The organism is Pseudomonas sp. XS1P51 (assembly GCF_054897845.1).
In genome coordinates this window covers 5,989,543-6,007,562 of record NZ_CM142707.1, presented here as the reverse complement: position 1 = coordinate 6,007,562, position 18,020 = coordinate 5,989,543, and the positions used below count along the sequence as shown (strand labels likewise).

Genomic DNA, 18,020 nt, shown 5'->3' with positions numbered 1-18,020 from the left:
TTCGCAAGCCATTGGATCCGCGGGATCCGCGTCTCAGTCAAAACTGGGAATAATGTTGGCCTTGTCGATCATATCGATCGGCAACAGGAACTCATGGTCTTCTACCTGCACCACGACGTCCTGCTCTTCTACACCGCGCAGAAGGCCCTGAAAGTTGCGTCGTCCTTCAAAAGGCGAGCGCAGCTTGATCTTCACTTGTTCACCGGCAAATTTTGCAAACTGCTCAATAGTGAACAGCGGGCGTTCCATGCCAGGCGAGGAAACTTCAAGGGTGTATTCAACGGCGATTGGATCTTCAACATCCAGAACACCGCTGATCTGACGGCTGACGATGGCACAATCGTCCACCAGCACACCGCCCTCTTTATCGATATAAACGCGCAACATTGAGTGGCGACCTTGAGCCGAAAACTCAATACCCCAGCATTCATAGCCTAGGGCCACGACCACCGGGGCCAGCAAGGCCTGCAACTCTTCTAGCTTGCTCGACACCTGAACCCCCTCGTGCATGTATGTGCATGCTATGCAAAATAAAAAAATGGGCGAAACGCCCATCCTTGAAACGCCGTCGAACAGCGGCGTTATAAAGTGTCCAGCTAACAAAAAGCCCCTGAAAAGGGGCTCCTTAAACTGGTTGCGGGGGCCGGATTTGAACCGACGACCTTCGGGTTATGAGCCCGACGAGCTACCAGACTGCTCCACCCCGCGACAAAGCTGGGGCGGAAGTATACGACCGATCCCTAACAGGGTCAATGTAACCTTCCACCTACAAGAAAGCCCGCAACAGCGGGCTCTCCTGATAATTGGTACCGAGAAGGGGACTCGAACCCCTACACCCTATGGGCACAACCACCTCAAGGTTGCGTGTCTACCAATTCCACCACCTCGGCAATACTACGTTTGAAACCCTTCTTACTTTTGCTCTTGAGCTGGAGGCACGTCAGTCGCTGGAGTAGCCGACTTTTGCTCTTGAAGCACCGGTACATCATCAGAAGCCGGTTGTTGCTTTGGAACTTCCAACACTGCCGGGTTTGGCAAACCTACTTGAGTCAGCTGATGAGCTTTCTCTTTAGCAAAGTAACCTAACCCCAAGCTGGTTATGAAGAAACCGGCGGCAAGTATAGCAGTAAACTTACTAAGAAAGGTAGAGGAACCTTGGCTTCCGAACACAGTATTTGAAGCACCTGCTCCGAAAGACGCGCCAGCATCCGCACCTTTACCCTGCTGCAGCAATACCAGAGCAACTACGCCCAATGCACCCAGCAGATGAAAAACGACTACGACTGTTTCCAGCATTTTTTCAGTTTCCCGCGGCGCGACAAATCGCACCGAACTCATCTGCATTCAGGGACGCTCCACCAATGAGCCCCCCATCGATATCCGGCATGCCGAACAGTTCGACCGCATTGGCCGCCTTCACGCTGCCGCCGTATAGAAGCCGCACACCTCGTGCGACTTCAGAATTCTCTGCCGCCAACTGAGCGCGAATGGCTGCGTGCACATCCTGCGCCTGTTGCGGCGAAGCAGTCAGCCCGGTACCAATAGCCCAGACCGGCTCGTAAGCGATTACTGCCTTTGCAAAGGCACCGACACCCAGCTCCTCTATGATACTGCCAAGCTGACGCCCGACAACCTCAAGAGTTTTCCCGGCTTCACGCTGCTCCAGGGTTTCCCCTATGCACAACACCGGAATCAAGCCACATGCCTGTGCCGCTGCGAACTTGCGATTCAGCATACCGTCTCGCTCGCCCATTATCTGGCGGCGTTCGGAGTGCCCGACAAGCACGAAGGAACAACCTGCATCCACCAACTGACTCGGCGCAATTTCACCGGTCAATGCACCTTGCATGGATTCCACCGCAGAGTTCTGCGCGCCGACCGAAATCGACTTGCCTTTCAAGCCATCAATCACTTGATTGATATGCAAGCAAGGCGGGAATACCGCGACATCAACACCGCTCGGTAAGGCCAGATGACGAAGGCCATTGATCAGCTCAGCGACGCTGGCGCGGGTACCGTGCATCTTCCAGTTACCAGCTACCATAGGGCGACGCATGCTGTACCTCGTCGGTCAAAGTGGGCGCAGATGTTACCCAACACAACCATGGCTGGCAAGCCGAATTCAGGCAGAAACTTCAGTAACCAGTTTTGCCAGCTCTTCGGCGTAGCCGCGGACCTGCGTTTCGTCCTCGCCTTCAACCATGACCCGTACCAGCGGCTCCGTTCCGGACTTGCGCAACAGCACGCGCCCACGACCCGCCATGGCCTTGGTAACACGCTCGCTAGCCTCTTTGACCGACGGATGATCGAGAGGACTCGCACCGCCGCCGAAACGCACATTGATCAGCACCTGAGGGCACTTGCGCAATGCCTGACGGGACTGAGCCAGCCCTTCGGAGCGAGTCTTCAGCGCCATCAGGACCTGAAGCGCAGCGATGATTGCATCACCGGTAGTCGTGTGATTGAAGCAGACGATATGGCCTGAATTCTCACCACCTACCAGCCAGTTGCGTTCCAGCAGGTCGGCGATCACGTAACGGTCGCCAACGTTGGCACGCACAAAAGGAATCGACAGATCCGCCAGGGCCAGTTCCAGCCCCAGGTTGCTCATCAAGGTCCCGACCACGCCGCCCTGCAATTTGCCACGCTCATGCAGATCGCGGGCAATGATGAACAGCAGCTCGTCACCATCGACGATTGCGCCGGTGTGATCGACCATCAGAACCCGGTCGCCATCACCGTCAAACGCAATCCCCAGATCGGCGTGTTCTGCCAATACGGCGGCTTGCAGCTGCCCCATGTGAGTCGAACCACAATTGTCATTGATGTTCAGGCCGTTCGGCTGAGCGGAAAGCACAACAACATCAGCGCCCAGCTCACGGAATACGCTAGGAGCAACTTTGTAGGTTGCACCATGAGCGCAGTCGATCACGATCTTCAGGCCCGCGAAGCTGGTGCCCGTCGGGACGCTACTCTTGCAGAATTCGATATAACGACCCGAGGCATCGTTGATTCGCGACACCTTGCCGATCTTGCTCGACTCAACCACGGTCATCGGGGTATCGAGCAATTCTTCGATCATATGCTCGACTTCATCCGGAAGCTTGGTGCCCTTTCCGGAGAAAAACTTGATGCCATTGTCATCGTGAGGATTGTGCGAGGCACTGATCACTATTCCGGCTTCGGCATGAAAGGTCCGCGTCAGGTAGGCAATGGCTGGCGTCGGCATCGGGCCCAGGAGCATTACATCGGCACCTGCCGAAGTAAGCCCGGCCTCGAGTGCCGATTCGAACATGTATCCGGAAATCCGGGTGTCCTTGCCTACCAATACTTTGCAGGCGCCCATCTTGCGGAACGCCATGCCCGCAGCCCAACCGAGCTTGAGCATGAATTCAGGAGTAATCGGGTATTCGCCGACCCGACCACGAATCCCGTCGGTGCCAAAGTATTTCTTAGTCATAAGTGCTCCATCATTCTTATTCGGCTGATTCCACTGCGGCGATCATCCGCACCACATCGACGGTTTCGGCCACATCATGGACGCGCAATATACGCGCACCCTTGAGCGAAGCCAGCGCCGCGAGTGCCAGGCCACCATGCAACCGCTCTCCGACCGGGCGATTCAAGGCCTGACCTATCATGCTCTTTCGCGAAACCCCGACCAACAGAGGCCGCCCCAAGGCATGCAGCGCTTCCATATGTTTGAACAAGCTTAGATTGTGCTGCAAGGTTTTGGCGAAACCGAAGCCTGGATCAAGAATGATCCGCTCAGCCGGAATTCCTGCCGACGCACACTGCACCATGCGCTCGGCGAGGAACTCACCCACCTCTTTGGTCACGTCCTGATATTGGGGGTTGTCCTGCATGTCACCCGGCTCACCGAGCATATGCATCAGGCAGACCGGCAGGCCGGTGGCCGCCGCCGCGTCCAGAGCACCATCGCGGCGTAGCGCGCGCACGTCATTGATCAACCCCGCCCCCAGTCGTGCGGTTTCGCGCATGACGGCAGGCGTGGACGTATCGACCGAGATGATCACATCCAGCTCGCGATTGATGCGCTCAACAATCGGCGCTACGCGCTCCAGCTCTTCGAGCGGCGAAACCGCCCTGGCGCCGGGCCGGGTCGACTCGCCACCGACATCGATCAGCGTCGCGCCGGCCGCCACCATGGCTTCAGCGTGGCGCAGGGCCGCATCGAGCTGGCTGTATTGGCCGCCATCGGAAAAGGAGTCGGGAGTGACATTGAGAATACCCATGACATGCGTCTGGGCCAAATCAAGAACCCGGTTGCCGCAAGGCAACCGGGTCGAGGACTGAACAGAAGTCATTTCAAACCTTAAACGTCGGCAGCCGGACCGCCGATCGGTGTTTCCGGACGCTCGTCCTGCACTGCCGGAGGGGTTCCGGAAGTACCGGTGCCGCCCGACCAGTCGCGAGGTTCGCGAGGCGTACGACCCGCCATGATGTCGTCGATCTGATCGGCATCGATCGTTTCGTACTTCATCAGGGCATCGGCCATGGCGTCGAGCTTGTCACGGTTATCCGTGAGGATCTGCTTGGCCGTGCCATAGCACTGATCAATGATGCTGCGCACTTCGGAGTCGATCAGCTTGGCTGTCTCACCAGAGAAGCTTGCACCCTGACCACCGCCGCCGCGACCGAGGAATACTTCACCCTCTTCTTCGGCATACATCAACGGGCCGAGTTTTTCCGACAACCCCCACTTGGTCACCATGTTCCGTGCAATCTGACTGGCACGCATGATGTCGTTGGACGCACCGGTGGTGACGCCATCGAAGCCCAGGGTCATTTCTTCAGCAATACGACCGCCATACAGCGAGCAGATCTGGCTGATCAACGCACGCTTGGACAAGCTGTAACGATCTTCTTCCGGCAGGAACATGGTCACACCCAGCGCACGACCGCGTGGAATGATCGACACCTTGTAGACCGGGTCATGCTCAGGCACGACGCGACCCACAATGGCATGGCCTGCTTCGTGATAAGCGGTGTTCTGCTTCTCTTTCTCGGACATGACCATGGATTTGCGCTCGGCGCCCATCATGATCTTGTCTTTGGCCAGCTCGAACTCTTTCATTTCGACGATGCGCTTGCCGGCACGGGCCGCGAACAACGACGCCTCGTTCACCAGGTTGGCCAGGTCGGCACCGGAGAAACCAGGGGTACCACGAGCAATTACGGCCGGGGCGACGTCGTCACCCATTGGCACTTTGCGCATGTGGACCTTGAGAATCTGCTCGCGACCACGAATGTCCGGCAGACCGACCACGACCTGACGGTCGAAACGGCCCGGACGCAGCAACGCAGGGTCCAGTACGTCCGGACGGTTGGTCGCAGCGATGACGATGATGCCGTCATTCATTTCGAAGCCATCCATCTCTACCAGCAACTGGTTGAGAGTCTGCTCACGTTCATCGTGTCCGCCACCCATGCCGGCGCCACGGTGGCGACCGACGGCGTCGATTTCATCGATGAAGATGATGCATGGCGCGTGTTTCTTGGCCTGCTCGAACATGTCGCGAACACGACTGGCACCAACACCGACGAACATTTCGACGAAATCGGAACCAGAAATGGTGAAGAACGGCACTTTCGCTTCGCCGGCAATCGCCTTGGCCAGCAAGGTTTTACCGGTACCCGGAGGCCCCACCATCAGCACGCCGCGTGGAATGCGACCGCCCAGACGCTGGAACTTGCCCGGATCACGCAGGAACTCGACCAGTTCACCGACTTCTTCCTTGGCTTCGTCGCAACCGGCAACGTCACCCAAGGTGGTTTTCACCTGATCTTCAGAGAGCAGGCGCGCCTTGCTCTTGCCGAAGCTCATCGGCCCGCCCTTGCCACCGGCACCGCCCTGCATCTGCCGCATGAAAAACATGAATACGGCGATGATCACCAGGATCGGGAAGCTTGCAACCAGGAGTTGAGTCCAGATGCTTTGCTGTTCAGGCTGCTTGCCTTCGACCACAACGTGGTTATCCACGAGGTCGCCGATCAGACCGTTGTCCTGGATTGCAGGACGAATGGTCTTGAAGCTGTCGCCATCGTTGCGTTTGCCGGTGATCACATAGCCGTCAACTGCTACGCGCTCGACCTTGCCATCCTTGACCTGCTGGATGAAGTCGGAATAGTTGAGGGTCTGCGGCTCGTTAGGGCTGGAGAAGTTGTTCATCACTGTCACCAGGACAGCCGCGATGATCAACCACAGGATCAGATTCTTTGCCATATCGTTCAATTAACTACCCTCTGAAGCAAGCTCCGCTAATGGCGCGCGCTTCGCATGATATTCACCGGCCTAACTTACTACATTACCTACGGCTCTGGCAGGCGCCGTCTGTAACCCTTTGTGAAACACTTTCTACACAATATTCGCTAATGCTCACGGGGCGAAATACGAAAAACCTATCACCCCGGTCGAAAAACCTCTTACTCCTCACTGCGTCCGCGGAAACCACGGCCCAGCAAGTACTGCTCACGGGAGCGATCGCGCGACGATTTCGGCTTACGCGTCGTGACCTTCTCGAACTGCTTGCGAACGCTCTTGTGGTATTCGTCAAAACCTTCACCCTGGAAGATTTTGATCAAAAAATCACCACCTGGCTTCAGCACCCGAGTCGCAAGATCCAGCGCCAACTCGCACAGGAACATCGATTTCGGCATATCAACAGATGCCAGTCCACTCATATTGGGGGCCATATCGGAAATCACAAGGTCCACTTCTTTATTTCCGACCGCTTCAAGGATCTGTGCCAATACGGCGTCCTCGGTGAAGTCACCCTGAATGAAGGTCACATCGGGGATGCTGTCCATTTCAAGGATGTCGGAAGCAATCAGCGTACCCTGCCCGCCAATCAGACGACTGGTCACCTGGGACCAGCCACCCGGGGCCGCACCGAGGTCGATCACGCTCATGCCCGGACGGATCAAACGATCCCGTTCCTGAATCTCCAGCAATTTGTAGCTGGCACGGGAGCGATACCCGTCTTTTTGCGCCATTTTGACGAATGGGTCGTTGAAGTGTTCTTGCAGCCACTTAAGGCTTGTCTTGGAACGGGCCACGGGCCACCTCGAAAATAAAACGGGTCGTGATTAACTGGGCGGTCCCGGACTCGCTCGGGTAAACTGGCCGCCGCTTTTTACAAGATCAGACGCAGGGGTCAGATTATGCCGCTCACTCAAGAGCAGAAGAAACAGTACAAATCCATTGGCCACCATCTGAAACCAGTTTTGATTGTGGCTGACAACGGTTTGACTGAAGGTGTGTTAGCCGAACTTGAACGCGCTTTGGCGGATCACGAGCTGATCAAAATCAAGCTCAACATCCTCGATCGCGAATCGCGCCTGGCGTCCATTGCAGAACTCTGCAAGGCCGGCAAAGCGGATCTGGTTCAGGTCATCGGCAAGATGGCACTGATTTACCGCAAGAACTTCAGCGTCAACAAGCAGCTGTCGAACGTTCATCGCTTCAAGTGATGGCAAGGGTCAAGGGTGTGCTTCGCGCACCCTGCCACTCCACCCAGGCACCGGTTGCAACACCAGCACCAGCCCGGAAAAGCCCAGAACAAGATAGCTGAACACCTGCCAACGCACCGCATCCGGCCAGCCGACACGCGCCGCGACATACATCGCACACGCATACAGCGCCATCAGCAGCAGTTGCCCACGAATATCGCGCCATAGACTGGCAAGGCCCTCGGCCTGAACCAGCACCAAAGCCTGAAAAATCACACACGCTGCGGCGAACCCCACCATCAGCGCATTCAGCGTGCCTGCAATTTCGTCAATCAGCAGCGGTGCCAGGCCAATTCGGCCCAGCACCGGCAGCAGACCGATGTGCAACAGCCACAGGCCGCCAACCCACAACATCTGAGTCAGCTGCCAAAGCATGGCGCCCGCACGGAGCGGGCGCCTGTTTTTAGATGTGGCGTACTTCGACAATCTCGTACTCGATAACGCCACCTGGCGTTTTCACGGCGACCACATCACCCTCTTCCTTGGCAATCAAGGCGCGGGCCAGTGGCGAACCCACTGAAATCTTGCCAAGCTTGAAGTCAGCCTCATCCTCACCAACGATGTGGTAAGTGACGCTTTCATCAGTCTCGACGTTGGCGATTTCAACGGTGGTGCCGAAAATCACTTTGCCGGTGTGAGGAATGGTCGTGACATCGATGATCACCGCGTTCTGCATGCGGCCTTCGATGTCGCGGATCCGCGCCTCGACCATACCCTGCTGCTCGCGAGCAGCGTGGTATTCGGCGTTTTCTTTCAAGTCACCCAACTCGCGGGCCGTACCGATGTCCTGGCTGAGCTTCGGACGGACGACCTTGGTCAGGTGAGCGTGTTCTTCTTCCAGGGCTTTGGCGCCCTGAACGGTCATTGGGTACTTGGTTATGCTCATGCCTTCAATCCTGCGTGTAGATCCTGCAAGCGGCGCACGGTCTTCTCGGGACCGAACTTCAGCGCTTCGCAGATAGCTTCGCCAGCAGCAATGGTGGTGGTGCAGTAGATCTTGTGCTGCAGGGCATTACGACGAATGGAGTACGAATCAGCGATCGACTGACGACCTTCGGTGGTGTTGATGATCAGGGTGACTTCGTCATTCTTGATCATGTCGACCACGTGCGGACGACCTTCGGTCACCTTGTTCACACGACGCACTTTCAGGCCTGCGGCTTCGATCAGCTTGGCAGTACCGGCGGTGGCGACCACTTCGAAGCCCAAGTTGATCAGATCACGGGCCACGCCTGCAACCAGTGGCTTGTCGTCATCACGCACGCTGATGAACGCAGTACCGCCGGTCGGCAGTACCTCGCTGGCGCCCATCTGGGCCTTGGCGAAGGCTTCGCCGAAGGTGTCGCCCACGCCCATCACTTCACCCGTGGACTTCATCTCTGGGCCCAGGATCGGGTCCACGCCAGGGAATTTGGCGAAGGGGAACACCGCCTCTTTCACACTGTAGAAGTTCGGAATGATTTCCTTGGTGAAGCCGATTTCCTTCAAGGTTTTACCGGCCATCACGCGAGCCGCGATCATCGCCAGGGAAACACCGATGCACTTGGACACGAACGGTACGGTACGGGAAGCGCGCGGATTGACTTCGATGACGTAGATATCTTCGCCTTGCAACGCCAACTGAACGTTCATCAGGCCGACTACGCCCAGCTCCAGGGCCATTTTCTTGACCTGTTCGCGCATCTCGTCCTGGATGTGTGCAGGCAGCGAGTACGGCGGCAGGGAGCATGCGGAGTCACCGGAGTGAACGCCGGCCTGCTCGATGTGCTGCATGATCGCGCCAATCACCACGTCGGTGCCGTCGCAGACCGCATCCACGTCCATTTCGATGGCGCAGTTGAGGAAGTGGTCGAGCAGCACCGGGCTGTCGTTGGACACTTTCACCGCATCACGCAGGTAGCGCTTGAGCTCTTCTTCTTCGTAGACGATTTCCATCGCACGGCCGCCCAGTACGTAGGACGGACGCACCACCAGCGGGTAACCGATCTTGGCAGCGGCACGAATCGCTTCGTCTTCGCTGCGCACGGTGGCGTTTGGCGGCTGACGCAGGTTCAGACGCTCAACCATCTGCTGGAAGCGCTCACGGTCTTCGGCACGGTCGATGGCGTCAGGGCTGGTGCCGATGATCGGCACGCCGGCTTCTTCCAGGGCACGCGCCAGTTTCAGCGGAGTCTGGCCGCCGTACTGGACGATCACGCCTTTCGGCTTCTCGACTCGGCAGATTTCCAGCACGTCTTCCAGGGTCACTGGCTCGAAGTACAGGCGATCGGAGGTGTCGTAGTCGGTGGAAACGGTTTCCGGGTTGCAGTTGACCATGATGGTCTCGTAACCGTCTTCGCGCAGGGCCAGTGCCGCGTGTACGCAGCAGTAGTCGAACTCGATGCCCTGGCCGATACGGTTAGGACCGCCGCCGAGGATCATGATCTTGTCGCGGCCCGACGGCGCGGCTTCGCACTCTTCCTCGTAAGTCGAGTAGAGGTAAGCGGTGTCGGTGGCGAACTCGGCCGCGCAGGTATCAACGCGCTTGTAGACTGGGTAAACATCGAGCTTGTGACGATGGCGACGCAGAGCCTTCTCGGTCACGCCCAGCAGCTTGGCCAGACGCATGTCGGAGAAGCCTTTACGCTTGAGGCGGAACATCACGTCGCGGTCGATGCTGGCCAGACCCAGGGTCTTGACCTTCTCTTCTTCCTTGATCAGATCTTCGATCTGCACCAGGAACCACGGGTCGATCATGTTCATGCCGAAAATGTCTTCGACCGACAGGCCGGCGCGGAAGGCGTCAGCCACGTACCAGATGCGCTCGGCGCCCGGCACGGTCAGTTCGCGCTTGAGCACGCTCATGCTTTCCGGGTTGCTCAGGTCGAGCTTCTCATCCAGACCGCAAACGCCCACTTCAAGGCCGCGCAGGGCCTTCTGCAGGGATTCCTGGAAAGTCCGGCCGATGGCCATGACTTCACCGACCGACTTCATCTGAGTGGTCAGGCGTGCGTCGGCTTTCGGGAATTTCTCGAAGGCGAAGCGTGGCAGCTTGGTGACGACATAGTCGATCGACGGTTCGAAGGACGCCGGGGTCTTGCCGCCGGTGATGTCGTTCGACAGCTCGTCGAGGGTGTAGCCCACAGCCAGTTTGGCCGCGACTTTGGCAATCGGGAAACCGGTGGCTTTCGACGCCAGTGCCGAGGAACGGGAAACCCGCGGGTTCATCTCGATGACGACCATGCGACCAGTGTTCGGGCAGATGCCGAACTGGACGTTGGAGCCACCGGTTTCCACGCCGATCTCGCGCAGTACCGCCAGGGAGGCGTTACGCAGGATCTGGTATTCCTTGTCGGTCAGGGTCTGTGCCGGAGCAACGGTGATCGAGTCGCCGGTGTGCACGCCCATCGGGTCAAAGTTTTCGATGGAGCAGACGATGATGCAGTTGTCCTTCTTATCGCGGACAACCTCCATTTCGTACTCTTTCCAGCCGATCAGGGATTCGTCGATCAGCAGCTCTTTGGTCGGCGACAGGTCCAGACCGCGGGCGCAGATTTCTTCGAACTCTTCGCGGTTGTAAGCGATACCGCCACCCGTGCCGCCCATGGTGAAGGACGGGCGGATAATGCATGGGAAGCCCAGACGCTCGAGAACCGCGTTGGCCTCTTCCATGCTGTGGGCGATACCCGAACGCGGGCAGTCCAGACCGATGGACTTCATGGCTTTGTCGAAGCGCGAACGGTCTTCAGCCTTGTCGATGGTGTCGGCGTTGGCGCCGATCATCTCTACGCCGAACTTCTCCAGAACGCCTTCGCGCTCCAGGTCCAGGGCGCAGTTCAGAGCGGTCTGGCCGCCCATGGTCGGCAGCAGTGCGTCCGGACGCTCTTTCTCGATGATCTTGGCAACGGTTTGCCATTTGATCGGTTCGATGTAGGTAGCGTCGGCCATGGCCGGGTCGGTCATGATGGTCGCCGGGTTGGAGTTCACCAGGATGACACGGTACCCCTCCTCGCGCAGGGCTTTGCAGGCCTGGGCGCCGGAGTAGTCGAATTCGCAGGCCTGGCCGATCACGATCGGGCCAGCGCCGAGAATCAGGATGCTTTTTATGTCTGTACGTTTTGGCATGGGTTTGTCACTCAAATCCGCAGGTCAGTCGGCAAGCCGTCTTGTTCAATCTCTGAAGCCTTGAGGGGGCCACCGGTGTCGGGACCGCCCTCAAGCTTTGCAACATCAAGGCGAGCGATTAGCGTCGCTTGGCCATTTCGTTGATGAAGCGATCGAACAATGGCGCTACGTCGTTCGGGCCAGGGCTGGCTTCAGGGTGACCCTGGAAGCTGAAGGCGCTCTTGTCGGTACGCTCGATACCTTGCAGGGTGCCGTCGAACAGCGATTTGTGAATCGCACGAACGTTGGCTGGCAAGGTCGCTTCGTCTACCGCAAAACCGTGGTTCTGGCTGGTGATCATCACCACACCGCTGTCCAGATCCTGGACCGGGTGGTTGGCACCGTGGTGGCCGTGACCCATTTTCAGGGTCTTGGCGCCGGAGGCCAGGGCCAGCAGTTGGTGGCCGAGGCAGATACCGAAGACCGGGATCTCGGTTTCCAGCACATCCTTGATCGCCTGAATCGCGTAGTCGCAAGGCTCCGGGTCGCCAGGACCGTTGGACAGGAACACGCCGTCCGGCTTCATCGCCAGGACGTCGGCGGCTGGCGTTTGAGCCGGCACCACCGTCACACGGCAACCGCGCTCGACGAGCATGCGCAGGATGTTCAGCTTGACGCCATAGTCGTAGGCAACCACGTGATACGGCAGCTCGGAGGCGTCGATGGTCGCGTGGCTGTCGGTTTTCAGATCCCAGACAGTCGAGCGCCACTCGTACTGTTCTTTGGTGCTGACGACTTTCGCCAGGTCCATGCCCTTGAGGCCAGGGAAACCCTGAGCGGCAGCGATGGCGGCTTCTTCGGAAATGTTGTCACCGGCCATGATGCAGCCGTTCTGCGCGCCTTTTTCACGCAGGATGCGTGTCAGGCGGCGGGTGTCGATACCGGCGATTGCCACAACGTTGTTGGCTTTCAGGTAGTCGGACAGGGACATCGTGTTACGCCAGTTGCTCGCAACCAACGGCAGGTCACGGATGACCAGGCCAGCGGACCAGACGCGGTCGGACTCGGCGTCTTCCGGCGTGGTGCCGGTGTTGCCGATGTGCGGGTAAGTCAAGGTAACGATCTGTTGGGCGTAGGAAGGATCGGTAAGGATTTCCTGATAGCCGGTCATTGCGGTGTTAAACACCACCTCACCAACGGTTTGACCGTCGGCTCCAATGGCTTCGCCGCGAAAAATGCTGCCATCAGCAAGGGCGAGTATGGCTGGCTTAGTCAAGAAGACCTCCCGTAAATAAAGCCTGAAAGGGCGATCGCAGGTTGTAAAAAAGCGGAGTGACGTATGGACACGTCACCCCGCTTCTTCACCGAATAATTCTGCGCGCTTTTAGTGGACACACTAAAGCTGTAGCTTACAGAAAAAGGCATTTTTGGTCTACCGCCAATGAGCCTTAAAGGCCGGGGAATGCGACAGGACGTCGCTTGGCGGAGTAAAACCGGGCTCAAACGCTGGGTTTGAACCCGATTTCGGGCGCATCTTAACGCAGATCGAGCACGTCTTGCATGTCGTAGAGGCCTGCCTCACGACCATCCAGCCACAAAGCTGCGCGTACGGCACCCTTGGCGAAGGTCATGCGACTGGAGGCCTTGTGCGTGATTTCCAGGCGCTCACCCTCACAAGCGAACAGCACGGTGTGATCGCCGACTACATCACCACCGCGAACAGTGGCAAAGCCAATCGTTTCACGCTCGCGTGCACCAGTGTGCCCTTCACGACCATACACCGCGACCTTCTGCAGATCACGACCCAGTGCGCTGGCGATCACTTCACCCATGCGCAGCGCCGTACCTGAAGGCGCATCGATCTTGTGCCGATGGTGAGCCTCGATGATTTCGATATCCGCGTCATCGCCGAGCACACGAGCCGCCATATCCAGCAGCTTCAACGACAGGTTCACGCCAACACTGAAATTGGCCGCGAACACGATAGGGATATCCTTTCCCGCCTCCGCCAGCAAGTGCTTCTGCGCAGCGTCCAATCCAGTCGTGCCAATCACCATGGCCTTGCCCGCCTTACGGCAGAATGCCAGGTTTTTCAACATGACTTCCGGCAGCGTAAAGTCGATCAACACATCGAACTCATCCGCTACCGCGTCCAGATTACCGGACAACGGCACACCGATACGTCCCAGCGATGCCAGCTCACCGGCATCCACGCCTATCAGCGTGCTGCCAGGCCGCACGACGGCCGCCGTCAGGCCGGTCAGCGGCGCGCGTTGCTGCACCGCTTCGACCAGAATCTTGCCCATGCGCCCGGCAGCGCCCATCACAGCTATACGTCGCATGCCGACTCCTTACAAATCGCCGAAGAAGCGCTTCACGCCTTCGAACCAACCAGTGGTTTTCGGCGAATGGCTGTTGTCGTCCGCCAGCGAACTACGGAACTCTTCCAGCAATTCGCGCTGACGACGCCCCAGGTTGACCGGCGTTTCGACCGCCACACGACACATCAGGTCACCGGCACCGCCGCCACGAACCGGCGCAACGCCTTTGCCGCGAACACGGAACTGCTTGCCGGTCTGAGTCCCCTCTGGGATCTTCAGTTTGACTCGACCATCAAGGGTCGGAATCTCCAGTTCGCCACCCAGCGCCGCGTCGACAAAACTGATCGGCACTTCGCAGAACAGGTGCTTGCCGTCGCGTTGGAAGATCGCGTGCTCGCGCACATTGATCACCACGTACAGATCGCCCGTCGGACCGCCCTGCGCACCCGCCTCGCCTTCGCCGGACAGACGAATGCGATCACCGGTATCAACACCGGCCGGCACTTTCACCGAAAGGGTTTTGTATTCTTCGACACGGCCTTCGCCGTTGCAGGAGTTGCACGGGTCGGAAATGATCTTGCCCTGGCCATGGCAACGCGGGCAGGTCTGCTGCACCGAGAAGAAGCCTTGCTGCATGCGCACCTGACCGATACCGCCGCACGTCGGGCAGGTGATCGGCGAGGAGCCTTTCTTGGCACCCGAGCCGTCGCACGGCTTGCAGTTGACCAGCGTCGGAACGCGGATATTCACGGTCGTGCCGCGCACCGCTTCTTCCAGGTTCAGCTCCAGGGTGTAACGCAGGTCGCTGCCGCGCTGAGCGCCGCCACGAGCACCGCCGCGACCGCCACCGAAGAAGTCACTGAAGACATCGCCAAAGATGTCGGAGAAATTCTGACCGCCAAAACCGGCACCGCCGCCACCCATGCTTGGGTCGACACCGGCATGACCGTACTGGTCGTAGGCCGCGCGCTTACTGGAATCGGACAGCACTTCGTAGGCCTCGTTGGCCTCCTTGAACATCTCTTCCGACGCTTTGTCATCGGGATTACGGTCCGGGTGGTGCTTCATCGCCAGGCGACGGTAGGCCTTTTTCAGGTCCGCTTCGCTAGAGCTGCGCTCAACACCCAATACTTCGTAATAGTCACGCTTTGCCATAAGTCTTTGCACTCTTAAGGACGCTCGACAAACCTCTCCTGAGCCTCGCCGAACTCGTTGAGCCCCAATACAGGCCCGGACCCAACTCACGTCAATTCAACGATCCTGGTCTTTGATTCATTGCGGTACTTTTGGCTCGAAAAGCAGGAGCATTCCCGGCCATACCGCCAGCACCCGAACGCTGTCGCATGCTGTAAAAATTCGCTAACTCCAGACACGCCAACGCGGGAGCAAGCTCCCGCGCGGCGACATCCTACCAGTCACCACCTAAAGGCAGTCAACCGGGCGACCAACAACTTACTTGTGGTCTTTGACTTCTTCGAACTCGGCATCAACGACGTCGTCGGCTTTTTCAGCTTTTTCGTCGTGCGGTGCCGCGCCTTCAGCAGGCTGGGCCTGTTCGGCGTACATCTTCTGTGCCACTGGAGCGGATACTTTCGACAGCTCTTCAACCTTGGCTTCGATTGCAGCTTTGTCGTCGCCTTTAACAGCGGCTTCCAGAGCAACAACAGCAGCTTCGATCGCAGTCTTCTCTTCAGCAGTCATTTTATCGCCAGCGTCAGCGACCATTTTGCGCGTCGAGTGAACCAGCGCGTCGCCCTGGTTACGGGCCGTTGCCAGCTCTTCGAACTGGCGATCTGCGTCGGCGTTGGTTTCAGCATCGCGAATCATCTGCTGAATCTCTTCCTCGGACAGACCGGAGTTGGCCTTGATCACGATCGACTGAGTCTTGCCGGTGGCCTTGTCTTTGGCGCCCACGTGCAGGATGCCGTTGGCGTCGATATCGAAGGTCACTTCGATTTGTGGCACGCCACGTGGTGCTGGTGGAATCTCGGCCAGGTCGAACTTGCCCAGGGACTTGTTCTGTGCGGCTTGCTTACGCTCACCTTGCAGCACGTGAATGGTCACCGCGCCCTGGTTGTCATCGGCAGTCGAGAACACTTGCGATTTCTTGGTAGGAATCGTGGTGTTTTTCTCGATCAGCGCGGTCATCACGCCGCCCATGGTTTCGATACCCAGGGTCAGCGGGCTGACGTCGAGCAGCAGAACGTCTTTCACGTCACCGGCCAATACGGCGCCCTGGATAGCAGCACCCATGGCAACGGCTTCGTCCGGGTTCACATCTTTACGCGCTTCTTTACCGAAGAATTCGGTCACCAGCTTCTGAACCAGTGGCATACGGGTCTGACCGCCTACCAGGATCACGTCGTTGATGGCGCCAACGTCGATGCCGGAGTCTTTCAGAGCGATGCGGCAAGGTTCGATGGTGCGTTGAACCAGGTCTTCTACCAGCGCTTCGAGCTTGGCGCGGGAGATTTTCACGTTCAAGTGTTTAGGACCGGTGGCGTCTGCAGTGATGTACGGCAGGTTCACGTCGGTCGAATTGCTCGAAGACAGTTCGATCTTGGCTTTTTCAGCGGCTTCTTTCAGGCGCTGCATGGCCAGCGGGTCACCTTTAAGGTTCATGCCGCTTTCTTTCTTGAATTCGTCGACGAGATAGTCGATCAGACGAATGTCAAAGTCTTCACCGCCCAGGAACGTGTCACCGTTGGTGGCCAATACTTCGAACTGGTGCTCGCCATCGACTTCAGCGATTTCGATCACGGAAACGTCGAAAGTACCGCCGCCCAGGTCGTAAACGATCACGGTGTGATCGCCTTTCGCCTTGTCCATACCGTAAGCCAGAGCGGCTGCGGTTGGTTCGTTGATGATGCGTTTAACGTCCAGGCCCGCGATGCGGCCGGCGTCTTTGGTCGCTTGACGCTGGCTGTCGTTGAAGTAGGCCGGAACGGTGATCACCGCTTCGGTCACTGGCTCGCCGAGGTAGTCTTCGGCGGTCTTCTTCATTTTCTTCAGAATTTCAGCCGAGATTTGTGGCGGCGACATTTTCTGGCCGTTCACTTCAACCCAGGCGTCACCGTTGTCAGCCTTGGCGATTTTGTACGGGACCATCTTGATGTCTTTCTGTACGACTTCTTCGTCGAACTTACGACCGATCAGACGCTTCACCGCATACAGGGTGTTGTGCGGATTGGTCACAGCCTGACGCTTGGCCGACTGGCCAACGAGGATTTCGCCATCGTTGGCATACGCGACGATCGACGGCGTGGTACGCGCGCCTTCAGCGTTTTCAATAACTTTGGCTACGCCGTTTTCAAGCACGGAGACGCAGGAGTTGGTAGTCCCCAGGTCGATACCGATAATTTTGCCCATGTTCACTCTCCCGAAACTTTGGATTTGGTTGCCGCAGCAGTGGTGGCTAACTGCGGTAGCACTTAAACGCTTGACTTCTAAATGGGGGCCTTGCGGCTAATTTCAAGCCTGCTCGTCAATCGAAGGCGAAACTGGCGCCGGGGCCTTGCTGACCACAACCATGGCCGGGCGCAACAGGCGACCGTTGAGCTGGTAGCCCTTCTGGAACACCTTGAGCACGCTGTTCGGCTCGACGTCGGCGCTCTCTTGCATGGCCATCGCCTGATGCTGAACGGCATTGAAGGGTTCGCCGTGCGGATCAATCACTTCCAGCTGATAGCGCTTCAGGGTGTCCTGGAACATTTTCAGGGTCAGTTCGATCCCTTCGCGCATCGGCCGGATGCTTTCGTCATCCGGGTTGGACAACTCCAGGCCACGCTCCAGGCTGTCGATAATCGGCAGCAGGTCGCCGGCGAATTTTTCCAGCGCGAATTTGTGAGCTTTCTCTACATCCTGCTCGGCGCGACGGCGGACGTTCTGCAGATCGGCGGCAACACGCAAAGCCTGATCCTGCGCGCCAGCCAATTGCTCTTCGAGCACTTGTACACGAGCCGCCAGTTCATCACCCGAATCCTGGGCAGCCTGATCGGCGTCTAGATTTTGCGTATCCACTGTCTGTTCGTCAGCCATAGATTTCTCCTTTCAATATCGTCCGCGAGCTCAACTCGCGCTTCT

At 58.0% G+C, this 18,020-nt stretch carries 16 protein-coding genes and 2 tRNA genes; 1 reads left to right on the top strand and 17 read right to left on the bottom strand.

Features of this window, described 5'->3' with window-relative positions:
* Window positions 1–33: 33 nt before the first annotated feature.
* The 9 genes from rimP to rlmE all read right to left on the bottom strand — a co-directional run bounded on the left by rimP (window position 34) and on the right by rlmE (window position 7,080).
* Window positions 34–492, bottom strand: a complete 459-nt coding sequence (gene rimP, locus ACYZUD_RS27860) for a ribosome maturation factor RimP (protein WP_010463487.1) — start codon at window positions 490–492, stop codon at window positions 34–36.
* 139 nt (window positions 493–631) lie between these two features.
* Window positions 632–708: transfer RNA gene (locus ACYZUD_RS27855), tRNA-Met, on the bottom strand.
* Between the two features lie 96 nt (window positions 709–804).
* Window positions 805–890 (bottom strand) — tRNA-Leu (locus ACYZUD_RS27850).
* 22 nt (window positions 891–912) lie between these two features.
* Window positions 913–1,296 carry a preprotein translocase subunit SecG gene (secG, locus tag ACYZUD_RS27845; protein WP_017336473.1) on the bottom strand — a complete coding sequence of 128 codons (384 nt, stop codon included), beginning with the start codon at window positions 1,294–1,296 and terminating at the stop codon, window positions 913–915.
* A gap of 4 nt (window positions 1,297–1,300) precedes the next feature.
* The gene (tpiA, locus tag ACYZUD_RS27840) at window positions 1,301–2,056 is read right to left on the bottom strand and encodes a triose-phosphate isomerase (protein ID WP_462021076.1); all 756 of its coding nucleotides are present in this window, start codon (window positions 2,054–2,056) and stop codon (window positions 1,301–1,303) included.
* Window positions 2,057–2,122: 66 nt separating this feature from the next.
* Window positions 2,123–3,460 carry a phosphoglucosamine mutase gene (gene glmM / locus ACYZUD_RS27835; RefSeq protein WP_462021075.1) on the bottom strand — a complete coding sequence of 446 codons (1,338 nt, stop codon included), beginning with the start codon at window positions 3,458–3,460 and terminating at the stop codon, window positions 2,123–2,125.
* Window positions 3,461–3,476: 16 nt separating this feature from the next.
* Window positions 3,477–4,328, bottom strand: coding sequence for a dihydropteroate synthase (gene folP / locus ACYZUD_RS27830; protein ID WP_462021074.1), 852 nt, complete (start codon window positions 4,326–4,328; stop codon window positions 3,477–3,479).
* An 8-nt stretch (window positions 4,329–4,336) separates the two neighbouring features.
* A complete protein-coding gene (gene ftsH / locus ACYZUD_RS27825; protein ID WP_462025126.1) occupies window positions 4,337–6,247 on the bottom strand; it encodes an ATP-dependent zinc metalloprotease FtsH in 1,911 nt (636 codons plus the stop codon).
* 200 nt (window positions 6,248–6,447) lie between these two features.
* A complete protein-coding gene (gene rlmE / locus ACYZUD_RS27820; RefSeq protein WP_223516380.1) occupies window positions 6,448–7,080 on the bottom strand; it encodes a 23S rRNA (uridine(2552)-2'-O)-methyltransferase RlmE in 633 nt (210 codons plus the stop codon).
* Between the two features lie 105 nt (window positions 7,081–7,185).
* On the opposite strand from rlmE, the gene ACYZUD_RS27815 reads away from it, so the two are divergent.
* Complete coding sequence (locus tag ACYZUD_RS27815) at window positions 7,186–7,494, top strand: YhbY family RNA-binding protein (protein WP_017336468.1); 309 nt, start codon at window positions 7,186–7,188, stop codon at window positions 7,492–7,494.
* 9 nt (window positions 7,495–7,503) lie between these two features.
* Here ACYZUD_RS27815 and ACYZUD_RS27810 read toward each other — a convergent pair whose 3' ends face one another.
* From ACYZUD_RS27810 to grpE, 8 genes are all read right to left on the bottom strand, one after another.
* The gene (locus ACYZUD_RS27810) at window positions 7,504–7,908 is read right to left on the bottom strand and encodes an MFS transporter (RefSeq protein ID WP_462021073.1); all 405 of its coding nucleotides are present in this window, start codon (window positions 7,906–7,908) and stop codon (window positions 7,504–7,506) included.
* Window positions 7,909–7,936: 28 nt separating this feature from the next.
* Complete coding sequence (gene greA, locus ACYZUD_RS27805; RefSeq protein WP_033058235.1) at window positions 7,937–8,413, bottom strand: transcription elongation factor GreA; 477 nt, start codon at window positions 8,411–8,413, stop codon at window positions 7,937–7,939.
* Between the two features lie 2 nt (window positions 8,414–8,415).
* On the bottom strand, window positions 8,416–11,637 hold the full coding sequence (gene carB / locus ACYZUD_RS27800) for a carbamoyl-phosphate synthase large subunit (protein ID WP_462021072.1): 3,222 nt from the start codon (window positions 11,635–11,637) through the stop codon (window positions 8,416–8,418).
* A 118-nt stretch (window positions 11,638–11,755) separates the two neighbouring features.
* Window positions 11,756–12,892, bottom strand: coding sequence for a glutamine-hydrolyzing carbamoyl-phosphate synthase small subunit (carA, locus tag ACYZUD_RS27795; RefSeq protein WP_045060050.1), 1,137 nt, complete (start codon window positions 12,890–12,892; stop codon window positions 11,756–11,758).
* A gap of 259 nt (window positions 12,893–13,151) precedes the next feature.
* The gene (gene dapB / locus ACYZUD_RS27790) at window positions 13,152–13,958 is read right to left on the bottom strand and encodes a 4-hydroxy-tetrahydrodipicolinate reductase (RefSeq protein WP_462021071.1); all 807 of its coding nucleotides are present in this window, start codon (window positions 13,956–13,958) and stop codon (window positions 13,152–13,154) included.
* A gap of 9 nt (window positions 13,959–13,967) precedes the next feature.
* Window positions 13,968–15,092, bottom strand: coding sequence for a molecular chaperone DnaJ (gene dnaJ / locus ACYZUD_RS27785; RefSeq protein ID WP_462021070.1), 1,125 nt, complete (start codon window positions 15,090–15,092; stop codon window positions 13,968–13,970).
* Window positions 15,093–15,389: 297 nt separating this feature from the next.
* Window positions 15,390–17,306 carry a molecular chaperone DnaK gene (gene dnaK / locus ACYZUD_RS27780; RefSeq protein WP_462021069.1) on the bottom strand — a complete coding sequence of 639 codons (1,917 nt, stop codon included), beginning with the start codon at window positions 17,304–17,306 and terminating at the stop codon, window positions 15,390–15,392.
* A gap of 102 nt (window positions 17,307–17,408) precedes the next feature.
* Entirely contained in the window at window positions 17,409–17,975 is a 567-nt protein-coding gene (gene grpE / locus ACYZUD_RS27775; RefSeq protein ID WP_462021068.1) for a nucleotide exchange factor GrpE, read from the bottom strand.
* Window positions 17,976–18,020 lie beyond the last annotated feature (45 nt).

Coding starts and splice junctions, on each gene's coding strand:
- dnaJ (WP_462021070.1), bottom strand. CDS start 15,092: ATGGCAAAGCGTGACTATTACGAAGTATTGGGTGTTGAGCGCAGCTCT.
- dnaK (WP_462021069.1), bottom strand. CDS start 17,306: ATGGGCAAAATTATCGGTATCGACCTGGGGACTACCAACTCCTGCGTC.
- ACYZUD_RS27810 (WP_462021073.1), bottom strand. CDS start 7,908: ATGCTTTGGCAGCTGACTCAGATGTTGTGGGTTGGCGGCCTGTGGCTG.
- dapB (WP_462021071.1), bottom strand. CDS start 13,958: ATGCGACGTATAGCTGTGATGGGCGCTGCCGGGCGCATGGGCAAGATT.
- grpE (WP_462021068.1), bottom strand. CDS start 17,975: ATGGCTGACGAACAGACAGTGGATACGCAAAATCTAGACGCCGATCAG.
- tpiA (WP_462021076.1), bottom strand. CDS start 2,056: ATGCGTCGCCCTATGGTAGCTGGTAACTGGAAGATGCACGGTACCCGC.
- ftsH (WP_462025126.1), bottom strand. CDS start 6,247: ATGGCAAAGAATCTGATCCTGTGGTTGATCATCGCGGCTGTCCTGGTG.
- folP (WP_462021074.1), bottom strand. CDS start 4,328: ATGACTTCTGTTCAGTCCTCGACCCGGTTGCCTTGCGGCAACCGGGTT.
- secG (WP_017336473.1), bottom strand. CDS start 1,296: ATGCTGGAAACAGTCGTAGTCGTTTTTCATCTGCTGGGTGCATTGGGC.
- glmM (WP_462021075.1), bottom strand. CDS start 3,460: ATGACTAAGAAATACTTTGGCACCGACGGGATTCGTGGTCGGGTCGGC.
- carB (WP_462021072.1), bottom strand. CDS start 11,637: ATGCCAAAACGTACAGACATAAAAAGCATCCTGATTCTCGGCGCTGGC.
- ACYZUD_RS27815 (WP_017336468.1), top strand. CDS start 7,186: ATGCCGCTCACTCAAGAGCAGAAGAAACAGTACAAATCCATTGGCCAC.